The organism is Streptomyces dangxiongensis, assembly GCF_003675325.1.
GTDB lineage: Bacteria > Actinomycetota > Actinomycetes > Streptomycetales > Streptomycetaceae > Streptomyces > Streptomyces dangxiongensis.
In genome coordinates this window covers 2,437,725-2,453,955 of record NZ_CP033073.1, presented here as the reverse complement: position 1 = coordinate 2,453,955, position 16,231 = coordinate 2,437,725, and the positions used below count along the sequence as shown (strand labels likewise).

The window sequence follows — 16,231 nt, the reverse complement described above, 5'->3', positions numbered from 1 at the left end:
GGCAGGAATGCCGCGACATGTCAGGAGCGCGTCACAAAATTGGCCGGAAACGGTTCGTTGAACGGAGCATCATGTTCGATATGCGAACCGTTGGAGTGGCGGGTCGGCGCCCGGGCGGTGCTCCGCGCCCGGGTGGGTCAGGGACCGAGCGGCGTCCCGTGCCAGGTCCGCCACAGGTCCGCGTACGCCCCGCCGGCCGCCACCAGCTCCTCGTGCGTGCCCAGTTCGCTCAGCCGGCCGTCCTCCATGACCGCCACGCGGTCCGCGTCGTGGGCCGTGTGCAGACGGTGGGCGATGGCGATGACGGTACGGCCCGCCAGGACCGCGGCGAGGGCGCGCTCGGTGTGCCGGGCCGTGGCCGGGTCCAGCAGGGCCGTCGCCTCGTCCAGGATCAGGGTGTGCGGGTCCGCCAGCACCACGCGGGCCAGCGCGAGTTGCTGGGCCTGTGAGCCGTCCGTCGGCCGGCCGGCCGCGCCCAGCCGGGTGCCGAGGCCGTCCGGCAGGCCGCGGACCCAGTCGTCGGCGCCCACGGCCTCCAGCGCCGCCCACAACTCGGCGTCCCGGGCGCCCGGTTCGGCGATCAGCAGGTTCTCCCGGACCGTCCCCAGGAAGACGTGGTGTTCCTGGGTGACCAGCACCACCTGCCGGCGCAGCAGCTCCGGTGCCAGGTCGGCCACCGGCACCCCGCCCACCGTCACCGTGCCGGACCCCGGCCGGTCGATGCCCGCGAGCAGCCGGCTGAGCGTCGTCTTCCCGGCGCCGGACGGCCCCACCACCGCGAGCCGTTCCCCGGGCCGTACCGTCAGGTCCACCCCGCGCAGCACCTCGCCCCCGCGCTCGTAGGCGTACCGGACCCCGCGCACGTCGATCCGGTCGTTCGCCGGCACCCCGCACGCGTCTTCGCCCGGGCCGCGGGGCGCCCGCGCCAGCCCCTCCACGCGCGCGAACGAGGCACTGCTGCTCTGGAGCTGCTCCACCCGCATCAGGACCTGGTCCAGCGGCTCGGTGAACTGCCGCAGGTACAGCGCCGCCGCCACCACCTCGCCCACCCCGGCCGTGCCCCGCGAGTGCAGCCACCCGCCGAGCAGCAGCACACCGGCCACGGGAACGGTGTACGTCACCTCGACGGCCGGGAAGAACACCGAGCGCAGGCCGAGCGTGTACAGGCGGGTACGGCGGGACGCCTCCAGCGCGTCCCGGCTCGCCGCGGTCCGCCGCTCCCGGAGCCGGAACGCCTCCACGGTCCGTGCCCCGGCCGCCGTCGACGCGACGATCTCCGCGACCTCCGACGTGGCCGCGCCCTCGGCGAGATAAGCGTCCCTCGCCCGCCGCAGATACCAGCGCAGGGCCGGCCAGACCGGCGTGAGGCACAGCGCCCCGAACGCGCCCAGCAGCGGGTTCAGCGCGCACACCGCGCCCAGTACGAACACCGCCTGCACGGTGTTGACCAGCAGGTCCGGGCCGACGTCCCGCAGCGTGGTGCCGACGGTCGCCACGTCCGCCGTGCCCCGCGCGGTCAGGTCGCCGGTGCCGGCCCGCTCCACCACGGACGCGGGCAGCGCCAGCACCCGGTCGACGTACTCCTCGCGCACCCGGGCCAGCGTCCGCTCCCCGAACCGGTGCCCCGCGTACCGCGCCCAGCGGGCCAGCAGGAGCTGCGCCGGCGCGCACAGCACGATCCACAGCGCCAGCCGGTCCACCGCGTCCACGCCGTGCCCGGCGCGCACCTCGTCGATGATCCGGCCGACCAGCCAGGGCCCGGCCGCCCCCGCCCCCGCCGCCAGCACGTTCAGCGCCAGCACGGCGGCGAACGCCCGCCCGTCGGCCCGCACCAGCCGCACCGCGGCCCGGCGCACGGCGGCCCGGTCCGCGACGGGCAGCAACGCCTCTCCCGCCGTCATCGCGTGACCCCCTCGCGCGCCCCGGGCACCGGACGGCCCCCGGTACCCCCGTCGTTCCCGTCGTGCCCGACGTCCTCGGTGTCCCCGTCGTGCCCGACGTCCCCGGCGGCTCCGACGCCCTCGTCGTCCTTTGCGGCCCTTGCGGCCCTTGCGGCCCCGTCGTCCCCGGTGTCTCGCGCGACCAGTGCCCTGTACGCCGGTTCCGTAGCCAGCAGCCGGCGGTGCGGGCCGCTGGCCGCGACCTTGCCGTCGACCAGGAACACGACCGTGTCCGCGTGGTCCAGCACCAGCGGGGAGGTCGTCGTCACCACCGTCGTACGGCCCTCCCGGGCCACCCGCAGCCGCGCGGCGACCGTCGCCTCCGTGTGCGCGTCCAGCGCCGAGGCCGGCTCCACGGCGAGCAGCACCTCCGGGTCGGCCAGCAGCGCCCGCACCAGCCGCAGCCGCTGCCGCTGCCCGCCGGACAGGCTGCGGCCCTGCCCGGTGACCACCGAGTCCAGCCCGTCCGGCAGACCGCGGACGACGTCCTCGGCCGCCGCCGCGTGCACCGCCCGGCGCAGCGCCGCCTCGTCCACCGGGTGCGCGGCGGCCACGACCTCCCGAAGCGGCCCCGCGAACAGGTCCGCCTCGTTGTCCGCGACGAGGACGCGCCGCCGTACGTCCGTCAGCGGGACCGCGTCGAGCCGTACCCCGCCCCAGGTGACGTCGGTCGGCCCGTACCGGCCCAGCCGGTCGGCCACCGCGACGGCCTCGGCGGGCCGGGCGGCGGCCAGCGCCGTCAGCCGGCCCGGCACCACCCGCACCCCGGACGCCGGATCGTGCAGCACGGCCGGACCGGCGGGCGCCGCCAGCGTGCCGGTGTCCGGCTCCGGCGCCAGCCGCAGCAGCCCGACGACCCGGCGCGCGGCCACCACGCCGCGGTTCAGGTCGTAGGCGAGCTGCACGAAGAACGCCACCGGCCCGACCAGTACGGCCACATAGCCGTACACCGACACCAACTCGCCCACGGTCAGCGTCCCCCGCGCGGTGAGCCGGGCCGCGAGCCAGGTCACCACGGCGAGGAACAGGGTGGGCAGGCCGACCCCGAGGGCCTGCACCCAGCCGGCCACCGCACCCACCCGGTACCCCTGGGCCCGCAGCCGCTCCGAGTCGTCCCGGAACGCGTCGGCGAAGAGCCCCTTGCCGCCCAGCCCGTTCAGGACACGCAGTCCGCCCGCGAGGTCACCGATGCGCGCGGCGAGCACACCCTGCCGCTCCCGGTACTCGCTCTCCGCGCCCTGGAGCCGCAGCGTCAGCGGCCCGGTGAGCAGCGCGGCCACCGGCGCCCCGAGCAGCACCACCGCGGCGATCGGCACGGAGACCGGCAGCAGCAGCCCGGCCACCACCGCGTACACCACGACCGAGCCGACGCCCGGCCCGACCACGGTCAGCGCCTGCGCGAGGGTCTGCACGTCCCCGACCCCGATGGTCACGACCTCCCCGGCCCCCGCCCGGCGCGGCAGCGCCGCCCCCAGCCGCACCACATGCCCCACGACCACCTTCACCGTGCGGAAGTTGGCGTCCATCCGGACCCGGGTCAGTGTGCGGTGCCGCAGCGTGCTCAGCCAGGCGTTCACCGACCCGGTCACGAACATCACCGCCGTCCAGCCGGCCAGCACCCCCAGCCGCCCCGGCACCAGCCCCTCGTCCACGGCCCGCGCCATCAGATACGGCTGCGCGGCCATCAGCACCATCCACGTACTGCCCAGCAGCGCCCCGGCCACCGACCGCCCCGGCTGACACCGCACCAGCCACCACAGGTACCACCAGCCGCCCCGGACGTCGGCCGTGCCCGGGTCCTCGTACGCGTCGATCATCCGTCCCCCGGTCTTCCCGGTCTTCCCGCGCGCCCGGCCCGCACGGCGAACCCGGAACGTACCGGCTCCGGCGGGACCGGCTCCAGCGAATATGGCCCGCCGTCCCACCGGCGTCCGCGCCGCGCCCGGCGGAAACCCGGTGGGCGATGTCGGCGGCTGTCCGTAGGCTCGCACGTGATGCCCACGACACCTGCAACCACCGAGGACCGGTCCGCCGTCCGTACCCTCCTGCGCCTGTGGCCGTACGTCCGCCCCGTGCGCGCCCGGCTGTTCACCGCCGCGCTCGTCGCGATCGTCGCCTCCTGTACGGGGCTGGTGATCCCGCTCGTCCTGAAGTGGCTGGTCGACGGGCCGGTTTCCGACCGGGACCCGGCGGGTGTCTGGCTCGGCGCGCTGTACCTGCTGCTGCTCGGCATCGCCGAGGCCGTCCTGTTCGGCATCAGACGGTGGCTGGTGGCCCGCCCGCTGTCACACGTCGAGGCGGAGATGCGTGCGGACCTCTACCGCCGGCTGCAACGGCTGCCCGTCGCCTTCCACGACCGCTGGGCGTCCGGCCAACTGCTCTCCCGGGGCACGACCGACCTGATGCTGGTCCGTCAGTTCCTCGCCTTTCCGCTGACGTTCCTGCTGGTCAACGGCGTGACCATCGCCGTCGGCCTGGTCATCATGCTGATGCAGGACTGGGAGCTGGGCCTGATCATCCTCGGCCCCACCTTCCCCGTGACGTGGACCTGCGTCATCTTCGAACGGCGGTACGCACAGGTGGCGCGGCGCGCCCAGGACCAGGTCGGGGACCTGACCACGGTGGTCGAGGAGAGCGTGCTCGGCATCCGCGTCATCAAGGGCTTCGGCCGGCACCGCAGCCAGGCCCGGGCCTTCCGCATGCACTCGGGCACCCTGCGCGGCATCGAGCTGCGCAAGGCGCGGCTGCTGGCCACGATCTGGGGCGTCATCGTCACACTGCCCGAGCTGGCGATCGGGGCGGCGCTCGTGCTGGGGGCCGTGCGGGTCGCCGACGGCGGGCTCAGCACGGGCACGCTGGTCGCCTTCCTGAGCACGGGACTCGCGCTGCGCTGGCCCGTGGACTCGATCGGGTTCCTGCTGGCGATGAGCCAGGAGGCCGCCTCCGCCACGGAGCGGTACTTCGAGGTGATGGACGAGGCGCCGGAGGACCCCTCCGACGGGGTCGGGGACACCGACGCGCGCGTGCGGGGCACCGCCGCGCCCGCCCGTCCCCGTGGTCCCGAGGCGCCGGCGGAGGCACGGGCGCCCGCCGGCGCGTCCGTGCGGGGACTGCGGTTCGAGAACGTCTCGTTCCGCTACCCCGACGCGCCCCCCGGCTCCCCGCCCCTCCTCACCCGCGTCGATCTGCACATACGTCCCGGCGAGTCCATGGCCCTCGTCGGAGCCACCGGCAGCGGAAAGACCACCCTCACCGCACTCGTGCCCCGGCTGCACGAGGTCACCTCCGGGCGGATCACCCTCGACGGCGTGGACATCACCGCCATGTCCCGCGAGGAACTGCGCACCAGGGTCGCCGTCGCCTTCGAGGAACCCACCCTGTTCTCCGCCACGGTGGGCGAGAACGTCCTGATGGGGGCCCCGCAGGGGGCGGGGGACGCGGATCTCGGCCGGGCACTCGCCATCGCCCGGGCCGACTTCGCGCACGCGCTCCCGCACGGCACCGCCACCCGCGTCGGGGAGCAGGGACTCAGCCTGTCCGGCGGCCAGCGGCAACGCCTCGCCCTGGCCCGCGCGGTGGTCGGCCGGCCGGAGTTCCTGGTGCTGGACGACCCGCTGTCCGCCCTGGACGTGCACACGGAGGCCGCCGTGGAGGCCGCGCTGCGGCGGGTCCTCGCCGACACCACCGCACTGATCGTGGCCCACCGCCCGTCCACCGTGCTGCTCGCCGACCGGGTCGCCCTGCTCTCGGGCGGCCGGATCGCCGCCGTCGGCACCCATCACGAACTGCTGCACGGCAACGCCGAGTACGCCCGCCTGATGTCCGCGGAACCGGAGGACCAGCGATGACGACGACCGCGTCCGCCCCCGCCACGGGCAGCGACAGCCACAGCACCCCGGACCCCGGCGACCCCTTCGACCGGGACGTCCTGCCCGCGCCGCCCGGCGCGACGGCCGCCCTGCTGCGCTCGCTGCTCGCACCCCTGAAGGGCCGGGCCGTGTTCACCGGGCTCCTGCTGCTGCTCCAGCAGGCGGCGACACAGGTGGGCCCGCTGCTGGTGGCGTACGCCATCGACACGGCCGTACCCGCCTTCCGGGACGACCGGCACGGCCCGCTGATCGCGGTGGCCGTCGGCGTCGCGCTGAGCGCCCTCGCCTCGGGCGTGCTGCAGTTCGGCTTCATCGAGAACAGCGCGCGGGTCAGCCAGGACGTGCTGCTGGACCTCAGGGGCCGGATCTTCCGGCACGCGCAGGCGCTGAGCCTGGACTTCCACGAGCGGTACACCTCGGGGCGGCTGATCTCCCGCTCCACCACGGACGTCGAGTCGCTGCGCGAACTCCTCGACGACGGCATCCAGGAGCTGGTGACCGTCGTGCTGTCCTTCGTGTACATCGCGGCGATGCTGCTCTGGCTGGACCTCGGGCTGGGCGCGGTCGCGGTGGTCTCCTTCGTGCCGCTGTACCTGCTCGTCCGGCTCTACCAGCGGCGCGTGGGGCGGGTCTACCGGGCGCGGTCCACGGCGATCGCCACGGTGATCGTGCGGTTCGTGGAGACGATGAACGGCATCCGGCCGGTGCGCGCGTTCCGCCGGGAGGCCGCGAACGACGCCGAGTTCGCCGTGCTCAACCGGCGGCACGAGCGGACCAACGGGGACGCGCTGCTGGAGATGGCCCGCTATGTGGTCGGCTCCCGGCTGGTCGCCAACACCTCGGTCGCGGCGATCGTGCTCTGGGGCGCCTACCGGGTGGCGTCCGGCTCGCTGGAGCTGGGGGTGCTCGCGGCGGCGGTGCTGTACCTGCGCAGGCTGTACGACCCGATCGACCGGCTCGGCATGTTCCTCAACTCCTACCAGTCCGCCGCCGCCTCCCTGGAGAAGATCGCCGGGCTGCTGGCTCAGAGGCCGTCCGTGCCGGAGCCCGCGGAGCCCCGCGCGCTCCCGCCGCTGGCGGGCGGCCTCCCGGGCCGCGAGGTCGTCTTCGACGGGGTCCGGTTCGCCTACCGCACCGGCGGCGAGGTGCTGCCCCGCTTCGACCTGACGCTGCCGGCCGGACAGACGGTCGCGGTCGTCGGCTCGACCGGCGCGGGGAAGTCCACCCTGGCCAAGCTGCTCGCCCGCTTCTACGACCCCTCCGAGGGGCGGGTCCTGCTGGACGGGGTGGACCTGCGCGAGCTGGCCGCGCCGGAGCTGCGGCGCGGGGTGGTCATGGTGACGCAGGAGGCGTTCCTGTTCTCCGGAACGGTCGCCGACAACATCGCGATCGGGCGGCCCGACGCCGGCCGGGACGAGATCGAGCGGGCCGCGAAGGCGATCGGCGCGCACGAGTTCATCAGCGCGCTGCCCGACGGCTACGACACGGACGTCCGCAAGCGCGGCGGGCGCATCTCCGCCGGGCAGCGCCAACTGGTCGCCTTCGCCCGGGCGCTGCTCGCCGATCCGGCGGTGCTCATCCTGGACGAGGCGACCAGTTCGCTGGACATCCCGGGGGAGCGGGCGGTGCAGCGGGCGATGTCGACGGTGCTGCGGGGCCGTACCGCCGTGGTGATCGCGCACCGGCTGTCCACCGTGGAGATCGCGGACCGGGTGCTGGTGATGGAGCACGGCCGGATCGTCGAGGACGGCCGCCCGGACGACCTCGTCGCCGGCACCGGCCGGTTCGCGGACCTGCACCGGGCCTGGCGGGACAGCCTGGCGTGACCGGCCGCGGCGGCGGGCCGGGGCGACCGGCCGGGGTACGGCGGCGGGCCGCCCGCGGACCGCTCGGGCGGGATCACGGCACCCCCAGCTCGAACAGGGCGTACCCCGCGTACGACCCGGAGGCCAGCGCCGCGACGCCGAGCAGCGTGCACTGCACGGGCAGGCTCAGCCGGCGCATCGCGACCGCGAGCGGCAGGAACAGCGGGAAGCAGGGCAGCAGATAGCGGGAGATGTTGGCGACGATCTGCTGGCTGCCGAGCACCAGGGCCAGTGTCAGGAGGGTGTACACGACCAGCAGCGGCGGCGGGCGCAGCCGCAGCAGCAGCGGCAGCAGTACGGCGGCGAGCAGGATGACGCCGACGGAGATGACGTCCGCGAAGGGGTAGGCGAAGAGGTAGCCGAACTTGCCCACGGGCACGGACGTCAGCACGTCCAGGGTCTGTTCGCCGTAGTCGAAGCGGTGCGCCCAGGCGCCCGACTGGAGCTTGAAGTAGCCGCCCAGGTCGCCCATGCGGTTGCCGACCCAGAGCAGATAGCCGAGCAGTCCGAGCGGGGCCAGGGCCGTGGCGAGCAGCGGGCGCAGGGTGCCGTCCTCGCGGCGGCGCAGGGCGAGCAGCGCGGCGACGCCGAGCGCGGCGATCAGCGCGGCGGCCGTGGGCCGGTTGAGGCCGGCCGCGAACGTGAGCGCCCCGGCGGTGAGCCAGCGGCGGGTGATGACGGCGTGACAGGCCCAGACGGCGAGGGCCACGTAGAGCGAGTCGGAGTAGACCGCCCATTCCACGCCCGAGCCCGGCCAGACGGCCCACAGCCCGGCCGCCGCGAACCCGGCCCGCCGGCCGCCGAACCGCTCGGCGACGGCGTACACGCCGAGGGCGGCGGCGAAGGAGGCGAGGATCGAGACCAGCATCCCGGCGCCGTACGAGCCCAGACCGGTGACCGCCGAGGTCATCCGGATCAGGGCCGGGTACAGCGGGAAGAACGCCGCCGAGTTCCCCTCCAGCGTGATCAGGCCGGTGGCCCCCGGGACCGGGACCAGCTTCGGGTCGTAGCCGTGCAGCGCGATCTGCTGGTACCACCAGCCGTCCCAGGTGGCCAGCACGTCCCAGGCGTGGGCGCCGCCGCCGAACCGGGGGTGCCTGGTGCGGTAGTCCCCGGTGGCGGACAGCAGGTACATGAAGGAGCAGAAACCGGCCAGCTTCAGCGCGCCGAACAGGGCGAGGACCGGCCCGTGCCGGCGGGCGGCGGCCCGGAGCCGGGTGCCGGGCGCGGTCGGGGCCGCCGCTGCCGCCGTCCCGGGCAGGGTCGCGGTCACCGGGTCACCGGCCCGGGACGGCGGCGGCCCAGGGTGCGCCGCATCCGGACGATCCCCCGCAGGTCGGCCAGCGCGGTGGCGAGCAGGTCGACGCTGCTGTCGGGGTCGTCGACCCAGTCCACCGGAACCTCGTGGATCCTCAGTCCCGCCCGTTCGGCGAGCACCAGCAGTTCGGTGTCGAAGAACCACTCCCCGTCCCGCACCAGCGGCAGCAGCCGCTCGGCGGTCTCCCGCCGGATCGCCTTGAACCCGCACTGGGCGTCGGAGAACCCGACCGCGAGCGTGCAGCGCAGCAGCGCGTTGTAGCAGCGGGATATGACCTCGCGCTTGGCGCCGCGCACCACCTGGGCTCCCGGGGCGAGCCGGGTGCCGATGGCCACGTCGGAGTGGCCGGAGATCAGCGGGGCGACCAGCGGCAGCAGCGCGGCGAGCCCGGTGGACAGGTCCACGTCGAGATAGGCGAGCACGGGCGCCCGGGAACCCGACCAGGCTGCCCGCAGCGCCCGCCCGCGGCCCTTCTCGGGCAGCCGCAGCGAGGTCACCTCACGGAGTTCGCCGGCGAGCAGGGCTGCGATGGCCGGGGTGCGGTCGGTGCTCGCGTTGTCGGCGATGGTGATCCGGAACGCGTAAGGGAAGGTGTCCCGCAGATGTGTGTGCAGCCGACGGACGTTCGGCTCCAGGTCCTTCTCCTCGTTGAACACCGGAACGGTCACGTCCAGCACGGGCTCGTCGGGATCCGTCGGCAGGAACGCGCGCCGGGACGCCGGGGTCGCCGCCGGCGGCCGGCTCGGTCGTATGTGTGTCACGTCATTCCCTGGGGGTCAGGTGTGTCGGGCGTGCCGGGGGCACGCGGGGGCGGAAGGCGGAGCGGGGGCTAGCCGGCCGGGCCGGCCGTCGAGGAGGGCGGGGCCGTCGTCGTGGCGGGTGCGTGCGCCGGTGTCGTGGCCGGCGGGGTGGTGCTGCCGGCCCGGGAGTCGGCCGTGGCCGTCGGCGGCTCGTGCGTGGCGGTGGCCGTGCTCTCGCCGGGGCCCGGTCCGGCCGTGGCCGTGGGGGTGCTCGACGGCGTGGGCGGGACCGTCGTCGGGAACGACGTGGACGGCGGCGCGCCCGGCGACCGGGACGGCGGCTGCGGCGGTGACGGCGACTGGGACGATGACGGGGTCGTGGTCGGGCCGGGTGCCGGGCTGGTCAGGGGCTGGGGGCGCGGTGCGCTGGGCCGGTCGTCGGTGTGGCCGTGCGGCCACAGCAGCAGCCCCAGCCCGAGGCCGGCCACGGCCAGCGCGGAGCCGGCGGCCCGGCGCGCCGTGCGCACCCGGTGCCGGGCGCGCACGCCGGCGCGGAGCGCCTCCCGGTGCCGGGCCTCGAACCGGGCCGGCTGCCGGGCCTGGTGCATTAGCTGTGCGAGCTGCCGCTCGAAGCGATCCCCGCGGTCCGTGCCGTCCATGCGGTCCGTCCCGTCCGAGCCGTCGAAGGGTCTGGAGCCGTCGAAACCGTCGAAACCGTCCGAGCCGTCCATGCCGTTCCTGCGGTCCATGTGGTCCATGGGTCCTCTCTCACCCCACCGGCTCGATGACGTCGGCCAGGAGCCGGCGCAGCCGGGCCACCCCGCGCGCGGCATGGGACCGGGCGGTGCCCACCGGGCAGCCCAGGGTCTCCGCCACCTGCCGGTCGGGCAGGTCCTGGTAGTAGCGCAGCACCACCGCGGCCCGCTGCCGAGGCGTCAGCTCGGCGAGCGCCGCCTCCAGGCGCGAGCGCTCGGCCACGGTCGCCGACACGTCGCCGGACGCCGCCACCTCGGGCAGCTCCTCCACGGGCCGCTCGCCCCACCAGCGGCGGCGCGCCGACCGGGCCGCGGCCCGCGCCAGCACCTTGCGCACATACGCCTCCGGCGCCTCGTCGGCGACCTTCGGCCAGACGAACCAGAGCTTGACCAAGGACTCCTGCAACAGGTCCTCGGCGCGGTACCGGTCCCCTCCGGTGAGCAGACGGGCGAGATGGAACAACACCGACCAGCGGGCCGCCACGAACGCGTCGTACTCACCGGCCCTGGTCTGCTCCATCTCCACGGTCCCCGTTCTCGCCGGCTGTCCACACCAGGAGAAAGGCCCTGGACCCCCGCCCGCGCTGCACCCGGCGAGCGTGATCCGCGTCACGCACAGCCGGTGCACAGGCTCCGGGGAGTCTCTCGCACCGCCGTCCGGGCAGATTCAGGCGACCCGCAGCAGCAGCACCGCCCGCGCCGGCACCGTGATCTCCGCCCCCGCCGGGTGGACCGTGTCCGGCGCCTCGGCCTGTTCCTCCCGCGAGGTGTCCACGACCACCTCGTACCGCTCGGCCCACGGCGGCCCGGGCAGCAGGAAGCCCGTCGGCCGGTCCCCGGCGTGCAGCACCGCGAGGAAGCTGTCGTCCACCACCGGCGCGCCCCGCTCGTCCCGGCCCGGGATGTCCCGCCCGGAGAGGTACATGCCGAGCGTGGCCGCGGGAGCGTACCAGTCGCCCTCGGTCATCTCCGCGCCCCGCGCGGTGAACCAGGCCAGGTCCCGCAGCCCGTCCGCGGTCTGGGCCCGGCCGGAGAAGAAGGCGCGCCGGCGCAGCACCGGGTGCCGGTGGCGCAGCGCGATCAGCCGGGAGGTCAGGTCGTACAGCGCCCGCCAGCCGGGATCCTCCAGCAGCGACCAGTCCAGCCAGCTCATGTCGTTGTCCTGGCAGTAGGCGTTGTTGTTGCCGCGCTGGGTGCGGCCCAGTTCGTCGCCGGCCACCAGCATGGGCACGCCGGTGGACAGCAGCAGGGTGGTGAGGAGGTTGCGCAGTTGCCGGCGCCGCAGCGTCGCCACCCGTTCGTCGTCCGTCGCGCCCTCGGTCCCGCAGTTCCAGGAGCGGTTGTCGTCCGTGCCGTCCCGGTTGTCCTCGCCGTTGGCCTCGTTGTGCTTGGTCTCGTACGACACCAGGTCGCGCAGGGTGAAACCGTCGTGCGCGGTGACGAAGTTGACCGAGGCGTACGGGCGCCGGCCGCCCCAGGCGTACAGGTCGCTGGAGCCGGAGAGGCGGTAGCCCATCTCGCGCACGTCCGGCAGGGCGTGCCGCCAGAAGTCCCGGACCGCGTCGCGGTAGCGGTCGTTCCACTCGGTCCACAGGGGCGGGAAGGCGCCCACCTGGTAGCCGCCGGAGCCGATGTCCCACGGTTCGGCGATCAGCTTCACCCGGCGCAGCACCGGGTCCTGGGCGATGACCGCCAGGAACGGCGAGAGCATGTCGACGTCGTGCATCGAGCGGGCCAGCGCCGCCGCGAGGTCGAAGCGGAAGCCGTCCACGCCCATCTCGGTCACCCAGTAGCGCAGCGAGTCGGTGATCAGGCGCAGCACCTGGGGCTGGACGACGTGCAGGGTGTTGCCGCAGCCGGTGTAGTCGGCGTACCGGCGGGCGTCGTCCTGGAGCCGGTAGTAGCCGCGGTTGTCGATGCCCTTCAGGGACAGCGTCGGCCCCAGTTCGCCCGCCTCCGCCGTGTGGTTGTAGACCACGTCGAGGATGACCTCGATGCCGGCCGCGTGCAGCGCGCGCACCATCCGCTTGAACTCGCCGACCTGCGCTCCCGTCGTACCGGAGGCCGCGTAGGCCGCGTGCGGGGCGAAGTAGCCGATCGAGTTGTAACCCCAGTAGTTCCGCAGGCCCCGGCGCAGCAGGTGGTCCTCGTGCGCGAACTGGTGGACGGGGAGCAGCTCGACGGCCGTGACGCCGAGGCGGACCAGGTGCCCGACCGCGGCCGGATGCGCCAGCCCGGCGTACGTGCCGCGCAGTTCCTCGGGGATGTCCGGGTGCAGCCGGGTGAAACCGCGCACGTGCAGCTCGTAGATGACCGAGTCCGCCCACGGTGTCTTCGGGCGGTGGTCGTCGGACCAGTCGTCGTCGTCGTGGACGACGACGCCCTTCGGGACGTACGGCGCCGAGTCCCGCTCGTCGCGCACGGTGTCCGCGACCTGCTGCTCCGGCCAGTCCCGGACGTGCCCGTACACCTGCGGCGGCAGGCCGAACTCGCCGTCCACCGCCCGCGCGTACGGGTCCAGCAGCAGCTTCGCCGGGTTCCAGCGGGCGCCGGTCCACGGGTCCCAGCGGCCGTCCACCCGGTAGCCGTACCGCTGCCCGGGCAGCACACCGGGCACGAAGCCGTGCCATATCTCGTGCGTCAGTTCGGTCAGCGGGAGCCGCGTCTCCCGGCCGCCCTCGTCGAACAGGCACAGCCGCACCGCCTCGGCCCCGGCCGCCCACAGGGCGAAGTTGGTGCCGGCGGCCCCGTCCGGACCGACCCGGAACCGGGCCCCCAGCGGGGTCGGCGCCCCTGGCCACACGGCCGGGACGGGTGGTACGGCACGCCGGGTGCCGCTCACCGCCGCCGGTTGCCCGCTCCCGGCCGGATCCCCGGCCGGTGCCCGCTGCTCGGCTGCGCTCGTCACAGTCGGCCCCTCTTCCCAGTGGCTCCGGCCGGGTCGGGGGTGCCCCCGTCCCGGGGGAGGCACCCCCACGTGTCGTCCTTCCCTCTGTTCTGCCCAGCGCGTGGCTCGCACTCACGTTTCCCCGGGGCGGGCCCCGTCGTTGGGAGTCGTGTGAGGCACGTACAACGACGCGCACGGCGCGTGGGGGCCGCGCTGGCCGCCGTACTGACATGGGCGGGGCTGCTGACGGGCTGCTCCTCGGACGGCTCCGGGCCGCTGGGCATGGGCGGGGGCCCGGGCAGACCCCCGGCCGCCGAGGACGTCATCCGGGTCACCCCCGGCGACGGCGGCAAGGCCGTGCGCCCCGGGGAGCGGCTGCGGGTGCGGGTGCCCGGCGGACGCCTGGAGAAGGTGACGGCGGTCAGGGAGCAGGACGCGCAGACCTCGCCGGTCCCGGGGCGCATCAGCGACGACGGGCTGACCTGGCGGCCCGACGAGGACCGGCTGGCGCTCGCCGCCCGGTACACCGTGGACGCGGTCGCGCTGGACTCCCACGGCCGCCGTGCCGCCCGGCACACCACCTTCACCACCTACGTCCCCGACGAGCGGTTCATCGGCTACGTCACCCCCGAGAACCGCGCCACCGTGGGCACCGGCATGATCGTCTCCCTGTCCTTCAGCCGGGACATCGCCGACCGGGCCGCCGTCGAACGCGCCGTCCGCGTCAGCGCCCGGCCCCCGGCCGAGATCCGGCCGCACTGGTTCGGCAGAAGCCGCCTGGACTTCCGTCCCGAGCGCTACTGGAAGCCCGGCACCGAGGTCACCGTCGACCTGGACCTGCGGGACGTGCAGGGCTCGCCCGGCGTCTACGGGCTCCAGGACCGGACGTTCGCCTTCACCGTCGGCCGCAGCCAGGTCTCCCTGGTCGACGCCGCGAAGCACACCATGGACGTACGGCGCGACGGACAGCTCCTCGCCACCGTGCCCATCACCGCGGGCGCCCCCAAACACCCGACGTACAACGGGAAGATGGTGGTGATGGACATGCTGGAGGTCACCCGCATGAACAGCCGCACGGTCGGCTTCGGCGGCGAGTACGACATCCCGGACGTCCCGCACGCCATGAAGCTCACCGATTCCGGCACCTTCCTGCACGGCAACTACTGGGCCACCCAGGCCCCTGGAGAGGCCAACGTCAGCCATGGCTGCGTGGGCCTGGTGGACGTCAAGGGCGGCAGCTCGGACACCCCCGCCGGCTGGTTCTTCGACCGCAGTCTCGTCGGAGACGTCATCGAGGTCGTGCACAGCAAGGACCGGACGGTCGCACCCGACAACGGCCTCGGCGGCTGGAACATGGGCTGGAAGGAGTGGAAGGCGGGCAGCGCGGTGAAGTAACGGGGTGAGGGGCGGGGCCGCGGCGGGGTGCCGGGCGCGACTTGCGACGGAACGGTGACATCTGCCTGACACCCCGCTCAAAACCAGGCGGTTAATATGCGCGCACCGATGTGGTGGGGAGCGGGCCTGAGCAGGTCCGGCGAGGGGAGAACAAGGTGGACGTGCGGCCTGTGGCGGGGGCGTCGGCTCGGGGGCGGCGGGGCCGCGGGGGACTGGCGCTCATAGCCGGCGCCCTGGTGCTGTCGCTCGCCGCGTGCGGCGGAGGCGGGGACTCCGGTTCCGGGAACGGAAAGGGCAAGGGCCGGGGCGGCGGACAGGGCGAGCAGTCCACGGCCGCCGTCAGCATCGCCCCCCGGTCCGGTGCCACCGATGTCGACACCAGCGGCGCGCTCCGGGTGGGCGTCACGAAGGGCAGACTGACGCGGGTCACCGTCAAGGACGCCAAGGGCGGTGAGATAGCCGGGGCCATCACCGCGGGCGGCGCCTCCTGGACCCCGTCGACCCATCTGGCCGCGGCCACCAAGTACACGGTGCACGCGGTCGCCAAGGACTCCGAGGGCCGCGAGGCCGCCGAGGACACCACCTTCACCACGCTCACGCCGAAGAACACCTTCGTCGGCTACTTCACCCCCGAGGACGGCTCCACCGTCGGCGTCGGCATGCCGTTCTCCATACGTTTCACCCGGGGCATCACCCGGGCCGCCGCGGTCGAGAAGGCCATCCGGATAAGGACCGAACCGGCCGTCGACGTCGAGGGCCACTGGTTCGGCAACGACCGCCTGGACTTCCGCCCGGAGACGTACTGGAAGTCCGGCACGAAGGTCACCGTCGACCTAGACCTGGACGGCGTCGAGGGCCGCGACGGCGTCTACGGCAAGCAGCGCAAGACCGTGCGGTTCACCGTCGGCCGCGACCAGGTCTCCGTCGTGGACGCCAAGAAGCACACGATGCGGGTCACCCGGGACGGCAGGACCGTCAGGACCCTCCCCGTCACCACCGGCAAGGCCGGGTACGAGACCTGGAACGGCCAGATGGTCATGAGCGAGAAGCTCGCCGTGACCCGCATGAACGGCGAGACCGTCGGCTACGGCGGCGAGTACGACATCAAGGACGTCCCGCACGCCATCCGCCTCACCACCTCCGGCACCTTCATCCACGGCAACTACTGGGGCGGCGGCGCCTTCGGCCACTACAACGCCAGCCACGGCTGCGTGGGTCTGCGCGACGTCCGCGGCGGCTACGACGGCTCCGCCCCGGCGGCCTGGTTCTTCGACCACTCGATCGTCGGTGACGTGGTGGTCGTGAAGAACTCCCACGACCGCACGGTGGACCCGGCCAACGGCCTGAACGGCTGGAACATGTCCTGGGCCGACTGGAAGAAGTGAGCCCGACCGCCCGACGGGCCCGGTGCTGTGACCTACGGCACCGGGCCGTCCGGCGTTAGTCGCCGTTAACCTGCCTG

General features: G+C 74.3%; 10 protein-coding genes and 1 pseudogene. 4 read left to right on the top strand and 7 right to left on the bottom strand.

Going from position 1 to position 16,231, the window contains the following annotated elements:
- Positions 1-137: 137 nt before the first annotated feature.
- A complete protein-coding gene (locus D9753_RS10800) occupies positions 138-1,901 on the bottom strand; it encodes an ABC transporter ATP-binding protein (RefSeq protein ID WP_121786811.1) in 1,764 nt (587 codons plus the stop codon).
- On the bottom strand, positions 1,898-3,757 hold the full coding sequence (locus tag D9753_RS10795; RefSeq protein WP_121786810.1) for an ABC transporter transmembrane domain-containing protein: 1,860 nt from the start codon (positions 3,755-3,757) through the stop codon (positions 1,898-1,900). Before D9753_RS10795 ends, D9753_RS10800 begins: the two co-directional genes overlap by 4 nt.
- Before the next feature lie 177 nt (positions 3,758-3,934).
- Between D9753_RS10795 and D9753_RS10790 the strand changes: the two genes are divergently transcribed.
- Positions 3,935-5,788, top strand: coding sequence for an ABC transporter ATP-binding protein (locus tag D9753_RS10790; protein WP_121791009.1), 1,854 nt, complete (start codon positions 3,935-3,937; stop codon positions 5,786-5,788).
- Positions 5,785-7,635 carry an ABC transporter ATP-binding protein gene (locus D9753_RS10785; RefSeq protein ID WP_121786809.1) on the top strand — a complete coding sequence of 617 codons (1,851 nt, stop codon included), beginning with the start codon at positions 5,785-5,787 and terminating at the stop codon, positions 7,633-7,635. The genes D9753_RS10790 and D9753_RS10785 overlap by 4 nt, the downstream gene beginning before the upstream one ends.
- 73 nt (positions 7,636-7,708) lie before the next feature.
- On the opposite strand, the gene D9753_RS10780 is transcribed toward D9753_RS10785, so the two are convergent.
- From D9753_RS10780 to glgX, 5 genes and pseudogenes are all read right to left on the bottom strand, one after another.
- A complete protein-coding gene (locus D9753_RS10780) occupies positions 7,709-8,947 on the bottom strand; it encodes a glycosyltransferase family protein (RefSeq protein WP_121786808.1) in 1,239 nt (412 codons plus the stop codon).
- A 23-nt stretch (positions 8,948-8,970) separates the two neighbouring features.
- Positions 8,971-9,693, bottom strand: a pseudogene (locus D9753_RS10775) (dolichyl-phosphate beta-glucosyltransferase); the annotation flags it as partial.
- A 128-nt stretch (positions 9,694-9,821) separates the two neighbouring features.
- The gene (locus tag D9753_RS10770; RefSeq protein ID WP_240468530.1) at positions 9,822-10,490 is read right to left on the bottom strand and encodes a hypothetical protein; all 669 of its coding nucleotides are present in this window, start codon (positions 10,488-10,490) and stop codon (positions 9,822-9,824) included.
- Positions 10,491-10,500: 10 nt separating this feature from the next.
- Entirely contained in the window at positions 10,501-11,007 is a 507-nt protein-coding gene (locus D9753_RS10765) for a SigE family RNA polymerase sigma factor (protein WP_121786807.1), read from the bottom strand.
- Between the two features lie 147 nt (positions 11,008-11,154).
- Positions 11,155-13,395 (bottom strand): glycogen debranching protein GlgX, encoded by a 2,241-nt coding sequence (gene glgX, locus D9753_RS10760; protein ID WP_205614114.1) that lies wholly within the window; start codon positions 13,393-13,395, stop codon positions 11,155-11,157.
- 150 nt (positions 13,396-13,545) lie between these two features.
- Between glgX and D9753_RS10755 the strand changes: the two genes are divergently transcribed.
- Both D9753_RS10755 and D9753_RS10750 read left to right on the top strand, forming a co-directional pair.
- A complete protein-coding gene (locus D9753_RS10755) occupies positions 13,546-14,769 on the top strand; it encodes a L,D-transpeptidase (RefSeq protein ID WP_121786805.1) in 1,224 nt (407 codons plus the stop codon).
- A gap of 155 nt (positions 14,770-14,924) precedes the next feature.
- On the top strand, positions 14,925-16,154 hold the full coding sequence (locus D9753_RS10750; protein WP_205614113.1) for a L,D-transpeptidase: 1,230 nt from the start codon (positions 14,925-14,927) through the stop codon (positions 16,152-16,154).
- The last annotated feature ends 77 nt before the right edge of the window (positions 16,155-16,231 follow it).